Below are 19,184 nucleotides of genomic sequence, written 5' to 3'. Positions count from 1 at the left end.
ACTGCACCACGCCCTTTCAATGGATCATTGTCAATCCCACCTGCTGCCTTTCCAGGTTGTCCCGCCCGCCCGGTCGGCTGCCTTGCAGAATCCGAACAAATATGGAACAGCACGACCCATGGCATTGACCCACATTTCCGTGCGCGGCGCGCGCGAGCATAACCTCAAGGGGGTCGATATCGACCTGCCGCGCGATGCGCTGATCGTGATCACGGGGCTTTCGGGGTCGGGCAAGTCCAGCCTGGCGTTCGACACGATCTACGCCGAGGGGCAGCGGCGCTATGTCGAGAGCCTTAGCGCCTATGCGCGCCAGTTTCTCGAAATGATGCAGAAGCCCGATGTCGAGCATATCGACGGGCTTTCTCCTGCCATCAGCATCGAGCAGAAGACCACCAGCCGCAACCCGCGCTCCACTGTGGCGACGGTGACCGAGATCTACGATTACATGCGGCTGCTGTGGGCCCGCGTCGGCGTGCCTTATTCACCTGCCACCGGCCTGCCGATCAGCGCGCAGACTGTCAGCCAGATGGTCGACCGGGTGATGACCTTGCCGGAAGGCACGCGGCTCTACCTGCTTGCCCCGGTGGTGCGCGGGCGCAAGGGCGAATACCGGCGCGAACTGGCCGAATGGCAGAAGGCCGGCTTCACCCGGGTGCGGATCGACGGCGAATTCTACGGCATCGAGGAAGCCCCCGCGCTCGACAAGAAGCTCAAGCACGACATCGAGGTGGTGGTTGACCGGATAGCGGTGAAGCCGGGCGTGGAGACGCGGCTGGCTGACAGCTTCGAGCAGGCGCTCAAGCTGGCCGAGGGACTGGCCTATGTCGACCTGGCTGACGGCGTGGTGCCGGGGCGCGAGGGCGAGGGTGAAGCGGGCGGCGCCATGAAGGGGGCGGGCATTCCTGCCAACCGGATCGTCTTTTCGGAGAAGTTCGCCTGCCCCGTCTCCGGCTTCACCATCGAGGAGATCGAGCCGCGGCTGTTCTCCTTCAACGCGCCGCAGGGGGCCTGCCCGACCTGCGATGGCCTGGGCGAGAAGATGCTGTTCGACCCGCAGCTGGTGGTGCCGAACGAGGCGCTGTCGCTCAAGCAGGGCGCGGTGGTGCCGTGGGCCAAGTCCAACCCGCCGAGCCCCTATTACATGCAGGTGCTGGCGAGCCTGGCCAAGGCCTATGACTTCGCGCTCACCACCCCGTGGCAGGAACTCGCGCCCGATCAGCGGACCATCATCCTCCACGGCACGGGCGGGATGCCGGTGCCGCTGACCTTCAAGGACGGGCGCAAGGAATACACCGTCACCAAGGCGTTCGAGGGGGTGATCGGCAACCTCAACCGCCGCCTGCTGCAGACCGAAAGCGCGTGGATGCGCGAGGAGCTGTCCAAGTTCCAGACCGCGCAGCCGTGCGAGGCGTGCGGCGGCAAGCGGCTCAACGAGAAGGCATTGAGCGTGAAGGTTGCGATGACCGACATCGCCACCCCCACCAAGATGAGCGTCGCCGATGCCAAGGCCTGGTTCCTCGCGCTGGAGGAGCAGCTGGGCGAGACCCAGCGCCAGATCGCCCGCGCCATCCTCAAGGAGATCAACGAGCGGCTGGGCTTCCTCGACAACGTCGGGCTCGACTACCTCAACCTTGACCGCACCAGCGGCACCCTCAGCGGCGGGGAGAGCCAGCGCATCCGCCTCGCCAGCCAGATCGGCTCCGGCCTGTCAGGCGTGCTCTACGTGCTCGACGAGCCGAGCATCGGCCTGCACCAGCGCGACAACGACCGGCTGCTCGAAACCCTCAAGCGGCTGCGCGATCTCGGCAACACGGTGATCGTGGTCGAGCATGACGAGGACGCCATCCGCACCGCCGACCACGTGGTCGACCTCGGCCCCGGCGCCGGGGTGCACGGGGGCGAGGTGGTGGCGCAGGGCACGCTCAAGGAAGTGCTCAGGAGCAAGACCAGCCTCACCGCCGCCTACCTCAACGGCACCCGCCGGATCGAGGTGCCGGCCACGCGCCGCATGGGCAACGGCCACCACGTGACGGTCCACGGCGCGCGGGCCAACAACCTGCGCGATGTCACGGCGAAGTTCCCGCTCGGCACCTTCACCTGCGTCACCGGGGTCAGCGGCTCGGGCAAGTCCAGCCTCACCATCGACACGCTCCACGCCGCCGCCGCCCGCGCGCTCAACGGGGCGCGGGTGATCGCCGGCGCGCATGACAAGGTCACCGGGCTGGAGCTGTGCGACAAGGTGATCGAGATCGACCAGTCCCCGATCGGCCGCACCCCGCGCTCCAACCCCGCCACCTACACCGGCGCCTTCACCCAGATCCGTGACTGGTTCGCCGGCCTGCCGGAAAGCCAGGCGCGCGGCTACAAGCCCGGCCGCTTCAGCTTCAACGTCAAGGGCGGCCGGTGCGAGGCGTGCCAGGGCGACGGCCTGATCAAGATCGAGATGCACTTCCTGCCCGATGTCTACGTCACCTGCGAGCAATGCCACGGCCGCCGCTACAACCGCGAAACGCTGGAGGTGAAGTTCAAGGGCCACTCGATCGCCGACGTGCTCGACATGACGATCGAGGATGCGGAGGAATTCTTCAAGGCCGTCCCCCCGATCCGCGACAAGATGCACATGCTCAACGAAGTCGGCCTCGGCTACGTCAAGGTCGGCCAGCAGGCGACCACGCTCTCCGGCGGCGAGGCGCAGCGGGTCAAGCTGGCCAAGGAACTGAGCCGCCGCAGCACCGGGCAGACGCTCTACATCCTCGACGAGCCGACCACCGGCCTGCACTTCGAGGACGTGCGCAAGCTGCTCGAAGTGCTCCACCGGCTGGTTGATCAGGGCAACACCGTGGTGGTGATCGAGCACAACCTCGACGTGATCAAGACCGCCGACTGGGTGCTCGACCTCGGCCCCGGCGGCGGCGTGCGCGGCGGCGAGATCGTCGCGGTCGGCACCCCGGAGCAAGTGGTCAAGGAACCGCGCAGCTACACCGGGCACTACCTCGCCCCGCTGCTGGCCAAAGTTGGTGAACGCTCGGCGGTGGCGGTCGAATAATTCTCCCCCGCTGGGGGAGGCGGCCGTGCGCAGCACGGACGGAGGGGGCACAAAGGCCCTCTCCCCTTGCGCGAGAGGAGCCTGCCCCGGACCTGATCCGGGGTTGGGAGAGGGGGCCAGCCGCAGGCTGGTATTCCTCCCCCTTGGGACAGCGGGACCACGCAGTGGCGAAGCGCCACCCTGACCCCACACCTCGCCCCAGTGTGTTTCACGCAGAGACCGCAGAGGAAAGACAAGGCGCAGAGAGGCCCCGCAACCGGCAACCGCTGCTCTCCCTTCGCCACCCCGGACTTGCCTGCCCCTGCGAAGGCCAGAACGACCACGTCACCCCGGACGAGATCCGGGGTCCCGCTTGTTTTGGTCCACGCGAAGCCTGTCCTGAGCCTGTCGAAGGGCGGCGAAGAGGCCGCACTACCCACCCGCCGTCATTGTGAGGAGCCCCCAGGGCATAGCGTGTCCTGAGCGGGGGGCCTTGCCCGTCGGCCGAAGGACGGCGATCGAGAGCGCCCTGGATCGCCCCGCTGCGTTCGCGATAACGGGAATGGGTGTTAGGTCGCCACGCGCAGTGCCGGTTTGCTCACGTAAAGGCCGAGGCGGCCAAAAAAGCATCCATGGAGTTGTCAGGCATGATCGCAGAGGGGGCGGAGGAGCCCGATAAGCTAGCCATATAACCATGTGTCGAAAGCACTGTCGTCAAATTCCTCGCCGATCAATCCTACATTGTTATCGGCAAGAAACTGCCCTAGCTGTGGCCCATCCATCGGGATGATCCCAGATTTTTTCATAAGGTCTTTGGAATCTCGAGAGAACTCTCCAGTTGTCACAAACATTGAGAATACTGGGTCACACAACTTCGCTGAAAAAAATCGAACTGGATCATTCTTTCCTGCAAAGAGCTTTGCTCTAGCCAGTTCAGCTGATCCAACTATTTCACGTATATCTTTCGTCGAAACTCCAGTTTTGTCAAAATGCTTCGCCTGCCCGACAAACCAGACTCGCATGTTTTTTTCAGCGCCTGCTGGCAAGATCTCTGGTTTAAGGATATAGCCGAAGTCAGAAAATCCATAAAAATCAATGCCTCCATCGCCGCTACGAGGAGTATGGCGTGGGTCTTTGACACCAAGTAACGTTAGTAGGCGAACGCATAGTATTTCCAAATCGTTTGCCGTTTTGACGCGAATGGCATCGAATAGCTTGATTGAGTTCCTGCGCCGCCTTTTGGCTTCTACGATGTCCGGCGGATCGCTAGGTTCGCAGTAACAAGCTCCTTGGATATATTCAGGATTTAGCGTGTTGAACGTAAACGCAATAAATGATCCGTCATTTATACAAGCGTTTAAGTGAGCGCGAGCTCGCACTAGTAGGCTTCTTTCCCATTTCTGGGCCTTCTCAGCCGCTTCATCGCCAACAAGCCATCGTTCTCCTACAATAATATTGACTAGGAGCGCTCGTACCGCTATCGGTCCGGCTTCGATTTCGAGATATCGGCCAATCGCGTCCAGCGCTGCGGCCGGGCCAGGAACCACTTTTCTTATCCACCTTTCAGTCGCTTATGTATGGCGATTACCCGTTTAGCCGTCTCGACCAGTGCGTTAATGATTGTCAGATCGTCATCGTCAAAGCCCTCAACCTCAATCGCGCTTATCTTCTTTAGGGCGGTACTGGCTTCCCCAACTTCGCTGCGCCATTTTCGCGAAATTTCGTCTCTTTTGGCGATCGTCTGTGCATCAAGCAAGGATTTATCGTCTTGAAGAAGGCAAGCTCTCGCTTCGTCGTTGGGTAGAATATCTCGTAATTGACGAACATCTCCATACGACTTTATCTTAGGCTGGGCTGGTTCCGCATCAGGATTGGGATCTTCTTCGTTGATGTGCGGTGTTATGAGCGAATAGAAAAGATCTCTATTTTCATCGTTCTTAAATGCATTTGTAGCAGCATCCCAGCCCGCCCACTCTCTGAGGACTGGTAGTGATACAGCCTCGTGAAATATTGGATACATCGCTGGGTTTGCGTACTCGCCGTATTCTTCGTCGTTTTGCATTTGTTGAAGGCATTTGTACGCCCGGTAGCGTCGGTTAACTTCCTGAACATGCATTCCAAGACGATCTGCAACCTCGCCAGCCTCAAGATCGTGACCGTCGCGCAAATCCGCAATTAATTTGGCTCGCTGAAAACCGCCCCACTCCTTGATACCGCCTACGTGCCTAATTCCCATTAGGGCTTCTTTGAAGAACGCCTCGCCCTCATTGTCGGCTACTAAGCAAGGAACAGCATCGAATGTTGCAATTACCTGATCTGGCACGTCAATGCCTCCCCGGTGCTCTTCTCTCAATATTCGAAGAGCTGCTATTCGTCGATTTCCTTCAATAACTAAGAATTTCTCATCGTCATGTTCGTATGGAGTTACTACGATTCGTTCAATTTCCAGGAAACCGTTTGATCTAATGGAATTAACAAGTTCCCGAAGAGAGTGACGTCCGAGGCGCGTTAGTGTGCGATCTTGCACACCCTCCTCAGAAAATCGTTCTGTGTTCACCATCATAAAGGTGTCAGATTCTTGCAAGCGATAATTATTGGGATCGAGAAGAAGCTGATCGAGTGGTATCTCGCGGGATTGCATGGCGTACTCCGTTTCGTGGGAGACATTAGAGCGATGTGATGGCTACGACAATTGGCAACAGACAACGCCCTTTCCTACAGCCCCCCACCTGCCATAAATCCCCCGGTCCCTCTCCCCACAGAAGGACCACCGCGATGAACGCAGTTTCTTGTTTACGCCCTCACACGCCGGGCGGCGCACGTCCGTGCGCCTTGGCTCCCTCGCATAAGCTCGGGCGGCCGGTCGGCCTTGCGGTCCGCTTGTCGCGGACCGGACATCGCCAGACCAAATGTTCGGGAGGTGCGGCATGAACGCGCATACATCGCTCCCCGCGCTCCTCGACATTCTCCCGCCCGACTCCGCGCATCCCCCGCAAAGCACTGATGCGGCAGGGAACCGGGGTTCCCTGCAATGCGCCTCGCCCCTTCCGGGCGCAGAACCGGTTCCCGTTTCTGCTGAAGGGGCGAAGTTCTCCCGCGACAAGCAGGTCGCCTTCCTCTCCGCGCTGGCCGCGGGCGGGGCGGCGCGGCGGGCGGTTCGGGCGGCCGGGATTAGTCACCAGACCGCGTACCGCATGCGCCGCGCCAATCCGGCGTTCCGGCTGGCGTGGGATGCGGCCATGCTCGCCGCGCGGGCGGTGGCGGAGGATGTGCTGGCGGTGCGCGCGATCGAGGGGGTGGAGGAGAAGGTGTTCTACCACGGCGAGGAGGTCGCCACCCGCCGCCGGTTCGATTCCCGCCTGCTGCTGGCGCACCTCGCGCGGCTCGACCGGCTCACCGCCAACGCCGCCGCCCATGCCTTTGCCGAGGATTTCGAAGCCGCGCTCGACCGCTTCGCGCGCGGGGAGGAGGAGCCGGTGGTGGCCGCAGCGCCTGCCCACGCGGCCTCGACCGGGCAGGAACCGGGCGAGCCGGGGCAGGGTGATTTTTCTTCTCCAGGACAGTGTAACAAGCGGTCCATGTCTCCGGCTCCGCTGACCCAGAAGCAGGCGCTGGCGGCCATGCCGTGTGACTGCCCGGGTGCGCGCCATGGCACCGATGGCGGCCAGCCGCACTGGCGCATGACCGCGCAGGGGCCGGAGCCGGTCTCCAACCCCGGCGGGCACTATGCGGTGTGTTGTGACTACCCGCGCTGGCCGCAATGCCGCGCGTGCCCGCACTTCCCCCCGGTCGACCGCGCCGAGCACGAGCGGGAGGAAGCACGCGGGCGCGCCTCACGCGGCAGGCGTTCGGTCAAGGGGCAGGGGGAGGGGGCGGGGAAGGGTGCGCGAAGCGCGGGGTAGGGGCGGCGAGAGCGGGGGCGCGAGCGGGTAGGTGAGCGGGTGCGGGGGCCTCAGCCCTCGACCAGCGCCAGCTCGACCGTGCCGTGGCCGCGCGCGACCAGGCCGAGCTCGCTCGCGGCGGCGCGGCTGACGTCGATCACCCGCCCGCCGTGGAACGGGCCGCGGTCGTTGATGCGCACGGTGACCGAGCGGCCGTTGGCCGGGTTGGTCACCACCACGCGGGTGCCGAACGGCAGGGTGCGGTGCGCGGCGGTGAGGGCGTGCATGTCGAACCGCTCGCCGCTGGCGGTGCGGCGGCCGTGCAGCTCCGCGCCGTAGAAGCTGGCGACGCCGCTGCCGAGCGCGCGGGTGGCGGATGCGGGGGCCGGTGCCGGTTCGGGGAGCGGCTGGACTGTCGGGACGACGACTGCGGTGACGGGGGCGGCAGTGACGGGGGCGGCGAGCTCGGGGATGGCGGCCTCGCTGGCGCTGCTCTCCGCCAGCGCCGAGCCGAGCGGCAGCACGGCCAGCGTGGCGGCGAGCGCAAACCGCCGGGTGCGGGTGAGAGAGGTGTGAAGGGTCGTCATAGCTGCGTTGGGCGCGGCCTTTACGCCCGGAAGCTGGCGGGAACCAAACGGGCGCAACGGCTGGTCGATAGCAGGGCTCGTCTCGGCGCTGAAATGGGGCCGAAACACGGCCACATGCCGTTTGGGAGGGCGTGCGGACAAGTGCACGGCGGCCGAGAATCGGGCCTCCGCGCGCAAGGAGAGGGAGCATGAGGTGGGAGAGGATTGGGCTTGCCGGCTGCGGGTGGAGGCCCATGCAAATGGGGCCGGCATCGCTGCCGACCCCACTCTCGCCAGCGCGTGGGCTGCCTTCCTGTTCCGCCTTGCGGCGTCCCGTTCCGGCGAGCGCTTGGCGCCCGATGGTTTCCCCTTCGGTCCGGCGAACCGGACCATCCGGCTGTATCACCGGCGCTCGCACCGGCATCCGGTTCCTGCCTGCCCAGTGCGCGATCCGAAGATCGCCCCTGTGGCCTGGTCGAAACCGAGACCGATCAACCCGTGTTGGCCGTCCATCTCAAGCGGTCGACGCGTCTGCCCTGGGGCATCTGCGCCTGCCATCGATGAGCGACCGGGTTGCCCGGCCCGCAGCGGAACGCTTTCGCGTTCTTCTCAATCGGCCCACTTGCGTCCGGTCGAAACCTTCGGCACTTGGTCCTCGAAGACCGCGCGGACAGTTCCCGCTACCTCTTCCGGGTTCGGATTTCGCTTCGGTTTCAGGCTGTTAGACCTTCATCCGTTGCGGCTTCCGTACCCTTCCGATAGACCGAAGCTGCACCCGCAGGATGAGTCGTTCAAGCTTTGCAAGGCCGAGTTATCCACTTTCCCCGGATTTCGCTGTGGACACGGGTGGATAAGTCAACGCTTCGTCGCACTGCCCGCGAAAGGCCTAGCGATCCCGCTTCGCCAGCAGCCGCAACCGCAGGGCGTTGAGCTTGATGAAGCCCGCGGCGTCCTTCTGGTCATAGGCGCCGGCGTCATCCTCGAAGGTGACGTGCGCTTCCGAGTACAGCGAATTGGCCGACTTGCGGCCCACCACGCTGGCGAGCCCCTTGTAGAGCTTCAGCCGCACCGTGCCGCTGACCTTCTCCTGGCTGAGGTCGATGGCGGCCTGCAGCATCTCCCGCTCCGGGCTGAACCAGAAGCCGTTGTAGATGAGCTCGGCATACTTGGGCATGAGCTCGTCCTTGAGGTGCGCCGCGCCCCGGTCGAGGGTGATCTGCTCGATCCCGCGATGCGCGCGGGCGTAGATCTCGCCGCCGGGGGTTTCGTACATTCCACGCGATTTCATGCCGACGAAGCGGTTCTCGACCAGGTCGAGCCGGCCGATGCCGTGCTTGCGGCCCAGCTCGTTGAGCGCGGCCAGCAGGGTGGCGGGGCTCATCGCTTCACCGTTGAGAGCAACGCCGTCGCCGCGCTCGAAATCGATCGTGATGTATTCCGGCGTGTCGGGCGCATCTTCAGGGTGCTCGGTGCGCGAGTAGACGTAGTCGGGCGTCTCGTCCCACGGGTCTTCCAGCACCTTGCCTTCGCTGGAGGTGTGGAGCAGGTTGGCATCGGTCGAGAACGGGCTGTCGCCGCGCTTGTCCTTCGGAACCTGGATCTGGTGCGCTTCGGCCCAGGCGATCAGGGCAGTGCGGCTGGTCAGGTCCCATTCGCGCCAGGGGGCGATCACCTTGATGTCCGGATCAAGCGCATAGGCGCTGAGTTCGAACCGGACCTGGTCGTTGCCCTTGCCGGTCGCGCCGTGAGCAATGGCATCGGCCCCGGTTTCGTGCGCGATTTCGACCAGTCGCTTGGAGATGAGCGGGCGGGCAATCGAGGTGCCGAGCAGATAGTCACCTTCGTAGCGGGCGTTGGCGCGCATCATCGGGAAGACGAAATCGCGGACGAATTCTTCGCGCAGGTCCTCGATGTAGATGTGCTGGTCCGGAATACCCATCGCGCGCGCCTTGGCCCGGGCAGGCTCGATCTCTTCGCCCTGGCCGAGATCGGCGGTGAAGGTAACCACCTCCAGCCCGCGCTCCACCTCAAGCCACTTGGCGATCACGCTCGTGTCGAGGCCGCCGGAATAGGCCAGGACGACCCGCTTGATATCGGACATGGGTATAGTCTCCGCTGGAAGGGCGGCGCGCGGTTATCAGTGCGGGGCGCAAGGTGCAACGGAATAGGGTTTGAAACAGAGGCGCGCCGGGCTGTCAGGACGATTCAAGGCCAAGCGAACGGGCCGTATCCCGCGCCAGACCCCATCCGGCCTGGTTCATGGTCTGCCAGACATGGGTTGCTCCCGCCTGTTCCAGCATGGCGATCTCGTCCTCCCACATGGCGTGGGCGATGATCGGGCCTTCGAAGCCTTTCTTCCGCAGTGAAACCACGGCCTGCTCTTTCGCCGTCGCGTCGTTGACCGCAATGACCACCGCTCTCAGCTTGCCGATATCGAGCTCGCGCCAGAACTCTTCGTCTTCGGCATCGGCATAGGCGGCATTGCGATTGGCATCGGTGTGGGACTGCACCTTGTAGGTATCGGAGTCGATGCCGATCAGGGGCTCGCCAAGGGGTGCCAGCGCGTCGTAGGCGGCCGTGCCCGTCCGGCCCATGCCGAGGATCAGGATCCGTGCATCGCCAAGATCTGTGGGGGCCTCGTCGCGGTGGGTGGTCCGGGTCTCGAACGGTTGCAGGGCGTCCGCAAGGGAGCGGTAGATATCCGGCCCGAAGTTGTTGAGGACGGCCGCAAAGACGAATGAGAGGCTGACGGCGAGGGCCAGCGGCACCAGCCATTCTTCCAGCACTCCGGCGGCCACGATCAATCCGAATTCGCTGTAGGCGGTCAGGCTGGCGGCGGCCAGAAAGGCGGTGCGCGCGCGCATACGGAAACGTGTCAGCAGCAGGAAGAACAGTGCGCCCTTGAGCGGCAGGATCAGCGCCACGATCAGGGCGAAGGTCAGGTCGCTCCAGTCCGGCAGGCCGGACATGCCGATCTGCAGGAAGAACCCGACCAGGAACACTTCCTTCAGGCCCCAGAGGGATTTCGAAAGCTCCTTGGCCCGGTCATGCGTCGAGAGCAGCAAGCCCATGGCGAGCGCCCCGATTTCGGAGCTGAGGCCGACCGCTTCAAACCCCATGCCGCCCAGCACCAGGGCGAGGAACATGCCCAGCAGCACCATCAGTTCGTCATGGCCTGACAGGTCGAGCAGGCGGTGCAGGAGCGGGCGCAGCAGCGGCAGGGCGAACACGAGCAAGGCCCATGGGGTTGGTGACTGATCACCCCAGACAGCCAGCACAGCGAGGGCGATCAGATCCTGCACGATCAGGATGCCGATGGCCGTGCGGCCATAGAACGTGCCCAGATCGCGCCGTGACTCCAGCGTTTTCGCCGACAGAACGGTGGAGGAAAACGACAGGGCCATCGCGACGAGCAGGGCGGTCTGCAGGTCGAGGTCCATGAACAGGACCAGCCCGAGCGTGAACGCAGCCGTTGTCAGGACGAAGTGGATAAGCGATCCGCCCAGCACCTGCGGTTGCACCAGTTGGCCCAGCCTGAGCTTGAGGCCGACAGTAAACAGCAGCAGCAAGACCCCGAGATGGGCAATATGGCCGATAATGTCGCCGGTTTCCGTGGGCAGGTTGAGCGAGGGGCTGAGAGCATTGATGGCAAAGCCGGCCGCCAGAAAGCCGACCAGCGGCGGCAGGCCAACCCGCTTCACGACCATGCCGAACGCATAGGCAAAGGTAATGCAGATCACTTCGAACATGGTGCGCGGGGCGTCCCGGAATGGATGTTGACGATGCCGTTATGCGTATCGGAACGGGATGACGGCAAAGCGCCGCAGGAGCAAGGGGAAGCCCTGCCATTGCTGTCATGATCCGGTCAGCCTGGTCTGGCATGGGCCGGGGACGGGCCGGTAAGGACGGCACAAGGAGACGATTCGCATGAAATACCTTGCCTGCGGTCTTGCCGCGACGATGACTGCCGTTTCTGGCGCCAGCCTGGCTGCGCAGGATGTCCCCGCAACTGCTCCAGCTTTTGTCGAGCAGGGCCGCGCCGCGCTGGAACGGCTCAAGGCCGCACCGGAGCCGCGGACCAGGGCACGCAACGTGATCATCTTCATCGGCGACGGGATGGGTGTCTCGACCATTACCGCCGCCCGTATCCATGCCGGGCAGCGGTTGGGGCGAGACGGGGAATCCCACGAGACCACGATGGACGGGCTTGACCATGCGGCGCTGGTAAAAACCTATTCCTTCGATGCGCAGGTGTCGGATTCCGCCGCGACGGCCACTGCGATCATGTCGGGTGTGCGAACCCGCAGCGGCGTTATCGGGATCGGGCCCGAAGCGCAGAACGGCGATTGCGCTTCGGGCAGGGGGTACGAGCTGCCTTCGCTGTTCGGACTGGCGCAGCAGCGCGGGCTGGCGACCGGTATCGTGACCACCACCACCGTGACCCATGCGACGCCCGCGGCGACTTTCGGCCAGACCGTCCAGCGCAACTGGGAAAGCGATGCGGACATGCCGCCGCTCGCGCTGGAGCAGGGCTGCATCGACCTGGCACGACAGCTGGTCGAGGGGCCGGTCGGGCGGCAGCTTGACGTCATCCTCGGCGGCGGCCGGGCAGCTTTTGCCCCGGAAGGCCAGGCCGACCCCGAGTATCCGGACAAGGCTGGCAAGCGGCGCGACGGGCGCGATCTGGTGGCCGAATGGCGCGCTGCCAATCCGGATGGTCACTATGCCTGGAACAGCGGCCAGTTTGCCGCTTTCGATCCGGCGCGGCATACAAAATTGTTCGGCCTGTTCGAGCCGAGCCACCTCCAGTTCGAGGAAGACCGCACGGCAGGCGAGGGCGGTGAACCGTCGCTGGCTGAGATGGTGGCGACGGCGATCGCCGCACTGTCCCGCTCGGATCAGGGCTATGTCCTGCTCGTCGAAGGCGGGCGGATCGATCACGCCCACCATGGCGGCAACGCGCGCCGTGCGCTGACCGATACCGTGGCCATGGATGATGCGGTGGCGACCGCGCTTCGCCTGGTCGATCTGGACGAGACCCTTGTCCTCACCACGGCCGATCACAGTCATACGATTACCATGGGCGGCTATACCGCGCGCGGTACCCCGATCCTGGGCGTGGTCAGCCATGACGGCGAGCAGCCGCACAAGGCGCGCGACGGCAAGGCCTATACCACGCTGATCTATGCCAATGGCCCGGGCGCGCCGGAGGGCCATGACCGGCATGATCCGGCAGAGGATGACACGCTGGCACTCAATTACCGCCAGCACGCGGCCGTGCCGCTCTCGACGGAAACCCACGCCGGCGAAGACGTTGTGGTGCGCGCGTCCGGCCCCGGCGCACACCTGTTCCGGGGGACGATTGACCAGCCGCTGATCTACTACATCATGGAAGATGCGCTGCTGGCCCCAAGGCCGGACGAATGACCCTGTAGCAAGATGCCCTAAACCCCTTGCCAGATGCGCCCGACTGCGATTGACTGGCCCGGCATGTTTAGTGGAGGGGAGTGTATGTTGCGCAAGGCGGCGATGCTGGTGGCACTTGGTTTCAGTGCAGGGGCGCAGGCGGAAGTCTTGCCCATCATCTCCGGTGAGCCCGCTTCGGCAGCCGAGGTTGCCATGATGCACGGGGTGGCAGTCGATCAGTTTTCGGGCAGTGACGGCCGGGCACTGGCCGCCGCATTCGAGCGGCAGCTGGCGCGTGCGACCGACCGCGCCGGCGCTGACTATTTCGCCATCTACTCCCTGCAATCGCCCGGCGCCGCTGACCGGGTCGAAGTGGTGTTCGAAGGCGGTGCAAGTGCCTCCGTCGAAGAGCGCCGCACGCAGCAGAAGCGGCGCTACTGCAAGGATGCGGAGAAGCCCCGCACCGATTGCGAGGACAAGGTCAAGGAAGAGCGCGAGGTCACCTGCCGTCAGCGCGTGATTGCCCTGACCAGCGATCTGCGCGCCGCACGCGAACTGGACGGGCGGATCATCTACAGCCGGGCCTTGCCCCGCCGTGACGAAGTGACCTGGTGCCCGGCCGATGCCGCACCGCCCGCCAGCGAAGATGTGATCAGCCGGATGATCGGGGATGTGGCAGCCGACTTTGCGGATGACTTCACGCCACTCTGGCAAAACCAGGCAGTGCGGGTGCTGGAAAGCCGCAAGGGCTTGAGCAAGGACCAGGGCAATCGCTTCAAGGCGGCGCTCAAGGCGACCAAGACGGACGCCGGGGAAGCCTGCCGCCTGTTTGACGACCTGGCTGCCGAGGCAGCGTCGCAGCGTTCCCTGGCGTACAACGCCGCGCTTTGTGCCGAAATGCGGGGCGACTGGGAAACCGCTCTGGCGCGGTTCGAGGCCATGGCCGGAGACCGCGATGCCAATGCAGCAGCCCGGCGCGTGCAGGGCACGATGGCCGCGCTTGCGCTGGAGGAGGAGCGCAGCCGCCGACGGAGCGAATAGCTACTCGGCAGCGTCCTTCATTCGCGGATCGAACCGCCACGCCGGAACTTCGCCCATCGCGCGCAGTCGCGCGCTCTCCTCGTGAATGTACTCACGGGTCATGGGGAGGGCGGCACGGTCCTTCACATACTGGACCTGCCAGTTGACCATGGTGCCGTTGCGGAAGCTCTGCTCGGCCCCGGCGAGGTAGAACAGCCACATCCGGTAGAACTGCGCGTCATACATGCGGGTGATTTCCTCGCGATGCATCACGGTGCGGTTGTACCATTCCTCCAGCGTATGGCTGTAGTGGAACCGCATCGCTTCCACATCCATCACCTGCCAGCCGTGGCGCTCGCTCTGGGTGACCAGTTCGCTCAGTGCGGGGATGTAGCCGCCGGGGAAGATGTACTTGCGGGTCCAGGCGTCAGTGAAGCCGGGCGGGCCGGAACGGCCACAGCAGTGGCTGATCATCACCCCGTCGCTTGTGAGCAGCCGGTTGGTGTGTTCGTAGAACTGCGGGTAGTGGATCGTGCCGACGTGTTCGAGCAGGCCGACGCTGGAGATGCGGTCGAATTCCCCCTGAACATCGCGGTAATCGCACAGGGCGAACTTTACCTGGCCATCGACGCCGAGCGCCCGTGCCCGTTCCTGGCAGAAGGCGATCTGGTCAGGCGCCAAGGCCACGCCCAGCACTTCGCACCCGTACATCTGGTTGAGATAGAGCGCGAACCCGCCCCAGCCGCAGCCGATGTCCAGCACCTTCATCGGCTTGCCGCCGTTGTCCTCGGGCCGCTTGAGGAACAGCTTGGCGGCAAGGTGTGCCTTCTTGTCCATCTGCGCCTGTTCCAGCGAGGTGGAGTGCGGATCCTCGCGGTAATAGGCCATGGTGTACTGGCGGTCCTCGTCGAGGAACCGTTCGTACAACTCGCGGGTGAGATTGTAGGTATGCTCGGCGTTCTTGCGGGCCGAGGCGCGCTGGTTGATGCCGTCAAGCCTGGCGACCGTTTTCTGCAAGGCCTTGCGCAGCGGACCCTTGGGTTTGAGCGACCCGTTACCGAGGCGTTTGGCGTTCATGGTCACGAACAGGATCATGTCGCGGATATCGTGCGGAGGTTCCACCTCGAGCCAGCCCCACATGAAAGCCTCGCCTGCGCCCAGCTGCGGGTAGCGGACAATATGGTTGGCGGCCTTGGGGTGGGTCAGGCGGATGCGGATCGGGCCCGGCCGCCCGCCGACATGCGGCGGGTATTCGCCCGAGCCCGGGCCGTAGCTGTATTCCTTGCCGTCATGATCGGTGACGACAAATCGCCCGGTCCCGATGGCTTTGGTCAGAAATTTGTCGAGCAGGTACATTTGGCCTCCATCCCCCGACCACGGGACAGACTGGGCGGCCAGGGCGTGGCTGTCAATTGCGTGGACGTTAGCCGATAGCTTCCGACAGCGCCTCGAACCCTTCGGCGAACCCCTGCTTGAAGTCCTGCACCACAGCCCCTGCGCCCCGCACTTCGCGCACCAGGCCGACGCCTTGCCCGACGAAGTAGGTCGCCAGGCCCTGAGCTTGCGCGTTGCCGTTTACTGCCGCCTTGTCGATCGCGCGCAGCACCGGTTCGCTCAGCAGCATCATCAGCGGCATGGGCAGGGCGGGGATACCGGACTGTTCCCACTTCCCGTGCCAGTCACTGCGCAACTGGCGGCTGAACTTGCCCGTGCGGTGCTTGGAGCGGATGGTGTCGCGGCTGGTGGCTTCGATCATCTTCTGGCGGAACACGTCGTGGGTTTCGGCTTCGGCGGTGGCGAGCCAGACCGAGCCGCACCAGGCCCCGGCGGCGCCCATTGCCATCATCCCGGCCATCTGCCGCCCGTTCATGATGCCGCCCGCAGCCAGCACGGGAATGTCCTTGCCGGCATCGCGGATCGCTTCGATCACTTCGGGTATCAGCACCACGGTGGACACTTCGCCGCAGTGCCCGCCGCCTTCGCCGCCCTGGGCGACGATAATGTCGACCCCGGCGTCGATCTGCTTCATCGCGTGTTCCTTGGCGCCGACCAGCGCGGCGACCGGGATGCCGTGCTTCTTGCCTGCCGCGATCATCTCCGGCGGGGCAGTGCCGAGCGCGTTGGCAATCAGGCGCACCGGATGGCGGAAGCTGACTTCGAGCAATTCCGGCCCGAGTGAGGTGTTGGGCCGCTGGCTCCCTCCAAGCGGGCTGGCAGCGTCCTCGCCGATCCCTGCCTCGCGCAGGATCTGGCGGGTGAAGTCGCGGTATTGCGCCGGGATCATGGCCACGATCTCGTCCGCCGTGACCTGCTTCTCGACGGCCTGGACCTCCGGTATCAGCACGTCGACCCCATAGGGCTTGCCGTCGACATGATCGTCGATCCAGGCCAGTTCCTGCTCCAGCTGGTCGGGTGTGAAGCTGACGGCGCCGAGTACGCCGAAGCCGCCGGCGCGGCTGACCGCAGCGACCACGTCACGGCAGTGCGAGAAGGCGAACAGCGGAAACTCGCAGCCGACCATGTCCGTCATGCGAAAGGGCATTGGTGTTCACTCCCGTTATTTGTCTTTGGCAGGGATGTGCCGCTGAACTGCTTGCCCTGCAAGCGTTAGACTTAGGTCGCAGGCGCGCGGCGCTGGCAAATGCGCTAATGTCACGGGATGAGCAGCGAAATCGCCCAGGTTGCCGCCTTCCTGCGGGAAACACCGCCGTTCGGCAGTCTTGGCGAGGAAGAGGTTGCGGCGCTCTCGCGCAAGGTCACGGTGCGCTATGCCCGGGCGGGCGACCGGGTGCTGGAGGCGGGGCAGCACAACGATTGGCTGTTCGTGGTGCGCTCAGGCGCGGTCGAGCTGCGGCTTGCGGGCAAGGAGCTGACCGCCCGCATCACCCGGGGCGGCTCGTTTGCCTACCCCTCGCTGCTGCGCGGGGGCGAGGTCCGCAACGAGACGGTGGCACTGGAAGACACGCTGCTTTACCTCGTTCCGGCGGCCGAGTTTCACCGGCTGCGTGATGCGTCCGAGCCTTTCCGCGCTTTCTTCAGCAATGATGAACAGCGCCGCCTTCGCCACGCGCTGGAGCAGCGGGCGGGCGAGCGGGCGAGCGGGTTTGACGGCGCCACGGTGGGCGATGTTGCGCATATCGGTGCGCCGGTCTCCTGCCCGCCCGAAACCATCATCGGTGATGCGGCGCGGCTGATGCGCCAGCATAAGGTCAGCACGTTGACCGTGTGCGAAGGTGACCGCCTGCTGGGGATATTCACCGACAAGGACCTGCGCAACCGGGTCGTGGCTGCCGACGTGCCCTCATCCCGCCCCATCAGGGACGTGATGAGCGCAAACCCGCGCACCTTGCCCGCCAGTGCCAGCCTGGCCGAAGCGGTGGCGCTGATGGCCTCGGGCGGGTTTCGCCATGTGCCGCTGGTTGACGATGCGGGCAGGCCGGCCGGCATGCTGAGCGCGACCGACATTCTCGCGCACCTGGGCAACAACGCGATTGATCATGGCCTGTCGATTGCCCGGGCCCAGGATGCCGAAGCCCTTGCGGCTGCGGCACGCCGCATCCCGGAGAACTTCGTCGCCATGGCCCGCAGCGGGATGCAGCCGGGGCAGATGGCCCGGCTTACCTCCGCGCTTGGCGAGGCGGCTCACCGCCGGGCGGCACAACTGGCCGAGCGCGAACTGGGGCCACCGCCGGTGCCCTACGCTCTGGTCGTGTTCGGCTCGCTGGCGCGGGAGGAGCAGCTGATCGGCTCCGACCAGGACAATGGCCTGGTGATCAACGATACAATGGAGCCGGGGCAGGAGGCTTATTTCGAGGCGCTCGGCACCCGTATCTCCGACATTCTCGATGCCTGCGGGTTCGTCTATTGCAAGGGCGGGATCATGGCCAAAAACGCCGACCAGCGCCTCACGCTGGGGCAGTGGCAGACGCGCTATGCCCGCTGGATCGATAATCCGGATGAGGACGCGATCCTGCGCGCAACGATCTTCTTCGACATGCGCTGCATCCATGGCGAGAGCCACCTGGTGCACCGGCTCCACCAGGAAACCGTCGCCGCTGCCGCCGCCAACCGGATCTTCATCAGTTATCTTGCGCGTGACGCGCAGCGCAGCAAGGTGCCGCTCGGCATCTTCCGCAATCTGGTGCTCGACCGCAGCGAGAGCGGGGAGAAAGTGTTCGATGCCAAGGGGCAGGCGGTGGTGCCGGTGGTCGACATTGCCCGGACGCTGGCGCTGGCCCACGGCATTGACGCCGTGGGAACCGTCGCGAGGCTGCGCGCGCTGGCCGAACACGGCTACATGGCGGGCGAGGACAGCGAAAGCCTGGTCGATGCTCTGGCCTTCGTCAACGAACTGCGGATCGCCCACCAGGCGGCGCAGGCCGGCGCGGGGCAGCGGGCTGACAATGCCATAGCTCCTGACAGCCTCTCGCCGCTTGAGCGCGAACATCTGAAGGACTGTTTCTCGGTCGTCCGGCGCGGGCTGGATTCGTTGCGGCGCAACCTTGCGGGCGGGATCGCCTGAGTGTTTGCCGACTGGCGTTTCCGCCAGGGGCTGGGCAAACTGGCGCAGTCACCGGTTTCAGCCTTGCAGGCCTATGCGGCGGCCGACTGGCCCGACCGCGCTGCCCCCGCGCGCGATGCGCAGTTCGTCGCGCTCGATTTCGAACTCGACGGGCTGGGTAAAGGCGCGCACCTGCTGCAGGTGGGCTGGGTGCCGTTCACGGCGGCGGGGATCGATCTTACGGGTGCGCGGTCATTCGATATCCGTTCGGACAAGCGGCTCGACGACACGGCGGTGACGATCCATGGCATTGGTGAGCAGCGCGCCCGCGCCGGGGCGCCGCTGGCCGAGGCCATCGAGGCGCTGCTGGCCGACCTCGCCGGGCGCGTGATCGTGGCGCACGGAGCCTCGATCGAGCGCGAGGCGCTGCAAGGTGCGGTACGCAAACTGTTCGGGTTTGCGCTGCCCATCCGCAGCATCTGCACCCTGGCAATTGAGCGGTACCTTTCCCCCAATCTGGTGGGAAGCGGGCCTTACCGGCTTGGAGCCGCGCGTGTGCGGCACGGGCTGCCCCCCTACGACGCCCATGATGCCCTGACCGATGCGCTGGCGGCCGCCGAACTGTTCCTTGCGCAACTCGCCCGGCTCCCTGCCGACATCCGGCTCGGCACGCTCGAAGGGATGGCTGTCCACCGCTAGCTCTGGCCGCATTAGACCAATGTCGCGCTCCCCGTCGTGCGCCCGGTTCCCTAGCCTTCGGCCACGCTCCCGCAATGGGTGCGGGG

At 64.9% G+C, this 19,184-nt stretch carries 13 protein-coding genes; 6 read left to right on the top strand and 7 right to left on the bottom strand.

Annotation, left to right across the window (positions count from 1 at the left end):
* Nucleotides 1-118 precede the first annotated feature (118 nt).
* Nucleotides 119-3,046, top strand: a complete 2,928-nt coding sequence (gene uvrA, locus U4960_RS12520; protein ID WP_324260965.1) for an excinuclease ABC subunit UvrA — start codon at nucleotides 119-121, stop codon at nucleotides 3,044-3,046.
* Nucleotides 3,047-3,705: 659 nt separating this feature from the next.
* Here the strand turns inward: uvrA and U4960_RS12515 are convergent.
* Entirely contained in the window at nucleotides 3,706-4,572 is an 867-nt protein-coding gene (locus tag U4960_RS12515) for a restriction endonuclease (protein ID WP_324260964.1), read from the bottom strand.
* Nucleotides 4,573-4,577: 5 nt separating this feature from the next.
* A complete protein-coding gene (locus U4960_RS12510; protein ID WP_324260963.1) occupies nucleotides 4,578-5,666 on the bottom strand; it encodes a ParB N-terminal domain-containing protein in 1,089 nt (362 codons plus the stop codon).
* Between the two features lie 286 nt (nucleotides 5,667-5,952).
* On the opposite strand from U4960_RS12510, the gene U4960_RS12505 reads away from it, so the two are divergent.
* Entirely contained in the window at nucleotides 5,953-6,927 is a 975-nt protein-coding gene (locus U4960_RS12505; RefSeq protein WP_324260962.1) for a hypothetical protein, read from the top strand.
* Between the two features lie 50 nt (nucleotides 6,928-6,977).
* Here the strand turns inward: U4960_RS12505 and U4960_RS12500 are convergent, their stop codons facing one another.
* The 3 genes from U4960_RS12500 to U4960_RS12490 all read right to left on the bottom strand — a co-directional run bounded on the left by U4960_RS12500 (nucleotide 6,978) and on the right by U4960_RS12490 (nucleotide 11,221).
* Nucleotides 6,978-7,493 carry a septal ring lytic transglycosylase RlpA family protein gene (locus tag U4960_RS12500; protein WP_324260961.1) on the bottom strand — a complete coding sequence of 172 codons (516 nt, stop codon included), beginning with the start codon at nucleotides 7,491-7,493 and terminating at the stop codon, nucleotides 6,978-6,980.
* Between the two features lie 865 nt (nucleotides 7,494-8,358).
* Nucleotides 8,359-9,573: an argininosuccinate synthase gene (locus U4960_RS12495; protein ID WP_324260960.1), complete on the bottom strand. Its 1,215-nt coding sequence runs from the start codon at nucleotides 9,571-9,573 to the stop codon at nucleotides 8,359-8,361.
* A gap of 94 nt (nucleotides 9,574-9,667) precedes the next feature.
* Nucleotides 9,668-11,221, bottom strand: a complete 1,554-nt coding sequence (locus U4960_RS12490; protein ID WP_324260959.1) for a cation:proton antiporter family protein — start codon at nucleotides 11,219-11,221, stop codon at nucleotides 9,668-9,670.
* Between the two features lie 178 nt (nucleotides 11,222-11,399).
* Here U4960_RS12490 and U4960_RS12485 point away from each other — a divergent pair, with 178 nt between their 5' ends.
* Entirely contained in the window at nucleotides 11,400-12,899 is a 1,500-nt protein-coding gene (locus U4960_RS12485) for an alkaline phosphatase (RefSeq protein WP_324260958.1), read from the top strand.
* 84 nt (nucleotides 12,900-12,983) lie between these two features.
* Complete coding sequence (locus U4960_RS12480; RefSeq protein WP_324260957.1) at nucleotides 12,984-13,919, top strand: hypothetical protein; 936 nt, start codon at nucleotides 12,984-12,986, stop codon at nucleotides 13,917-13,919.
* Here U4960_RS12480 and U4960_RS12475 read toward each other — a convergent pair whose 3' ends face one another.
* Entirely contained in the window at nucleotides 13,920-15,254 is a 1,335-nt protein-coding gene (locus tag U4960_RS12475; protein WP_324260956.1) for a cyclopropane-fatty-acyl-phospholipid synthase family protein, read from the bottom strand. It abuts the gene before it with no gap.
* Between the two features lie 67 nt (nucleotides 15,255-15,321).
* The gene (locus U4960_RS12470) at nucleotides 15,322-16,440 is read right to left on the bottom strand and encodes an NAD(P)H-dependent flavin oxidoreductase (RefSeq protein ID WP_324260955.1); all 1,119 of its coding nucleotides are present in this window, start codon (nucleotides 16,438-16,440) and stop codon (nucleotides 15,322-15,324) included.
* A gap of 117 nt (nucleotides 16,441-16,557) precedes the next feature.
* On the opposite strand from U4960_RS12470, the gene U4960_RS12465 reads away from it, so the two are divergent.
* A complete protein-coding gene (locus U4960_RS12465; protein ID WP_324260954.1) occupies nucleotides 16,558-18,420 on the top strand; it encodes a DUF294 nucleotidyltransferase-like domain-containing protein in 1,863 nt (620 codons plus the stop codon).
* Complete coding sequence (locus tag U4960_RS12460) at nucleotides 18,421-19,098, top strand: exonuclease domain-containing protein (protein ID WP_324260953.1); 678 nt, start codon at nucleotides 18,421-18,423, stop codon at nucleotides 19,096-19,098.
* Nucleotides 19,099-19,184: the final 86 nt, after the last annotated feature.

It is taken from the genome of Altererythrobacter sp. H2 (assembly GCF_035319885.1).
Lineage (GTDB): Bacteria > Pseudomonadota > Alphaproteobacteria > Sphingomonadales > Sphingomonadaceae > 34-65-8.
The sequence above is the reverse complement of the archived record's forward strand: the minus strand, read 5'-3'. Positions and strand labels throughout refer to the sequence as shown.

Bases quoted from the DNA above. Each gene is read 5' to 3' on its own strand.
- uvrA (WP_324260965.1), top strand. From the start codon at position 119: ATGGCATTGACCCACATTTCCGTGCGCGGCGCGCGCGAGCATAACCTC.
- U4960_RS12510 (WP_324260963.1), bottom strand. From the start codon at position 5,666: ATGCAATCCCGCGAGATACCACTCGATCAGCTTCTTCTCGATCCCAAT.
- U4960_RS12505 (WP_324260962.1), top strand. From the start codon at position 5,953: ATGAACGCGCATACATCGCTCCCCGCGCTCCTCGACATTCTCCCGCCC.
- U4960_RS12500 (WP_324260961.1), bottom strand. From the start codon at position 7,493: ATGACGACCCTTCACACCTCTCTCACCCGCACCCGGCGGTTTGCGCTC.
- U4960_RS12495 (WP_324260960.1), bottom strand. From the start codon at position 9,573: ATGTCCGATATCAAGCGGGTCGTCCTGGCCTATTCCGGCGGCCTCGAC.
- U4960_RS12490 (WP_324260959.1), bottom strand. From the start codon at position 11,221: ATGTTCGAAGTGATCTGCATTACCTTTGCCTATGCGTTCGGCATGGTC.
- U4960_RS12485 (WP_324260958.1), top strand. From the start codon at position 11,400: ATGAAATACCTTGCCTGCGGTCTTGCCGCGACGATGACTGCCGTTTCT.
- U4960_RS12480 (WP_324260957.1), top strand. From the start codon at position 12,984: ATGTTGCGCAAGGCGGCGATGCTGGTGGCACTTGGTTTCAGTGCAGGG.
- U4960_RS12475 (WP_324260956.1), bottom strand. From the start codon at position 15,254: ATGTACCTGCTCGACAAATTTCTGACCAAAGCCATCGGGACCGGGCGA.
- U4960_RS12470 (WP_324260955.1), bottom strand. From the start codon at position 16,440: ATGCCCTTTCGCATGACGGACATGGTCGGCTGCGAGTTTCCGCTGTTC.
- U4960_RS12465 (WP_324260954.1), top strand. From the start codon at position 16,558: ATGAGCAGCGAAATCGCCCAGGTTGCCGCCTTCCTGCGGGAAACACCG.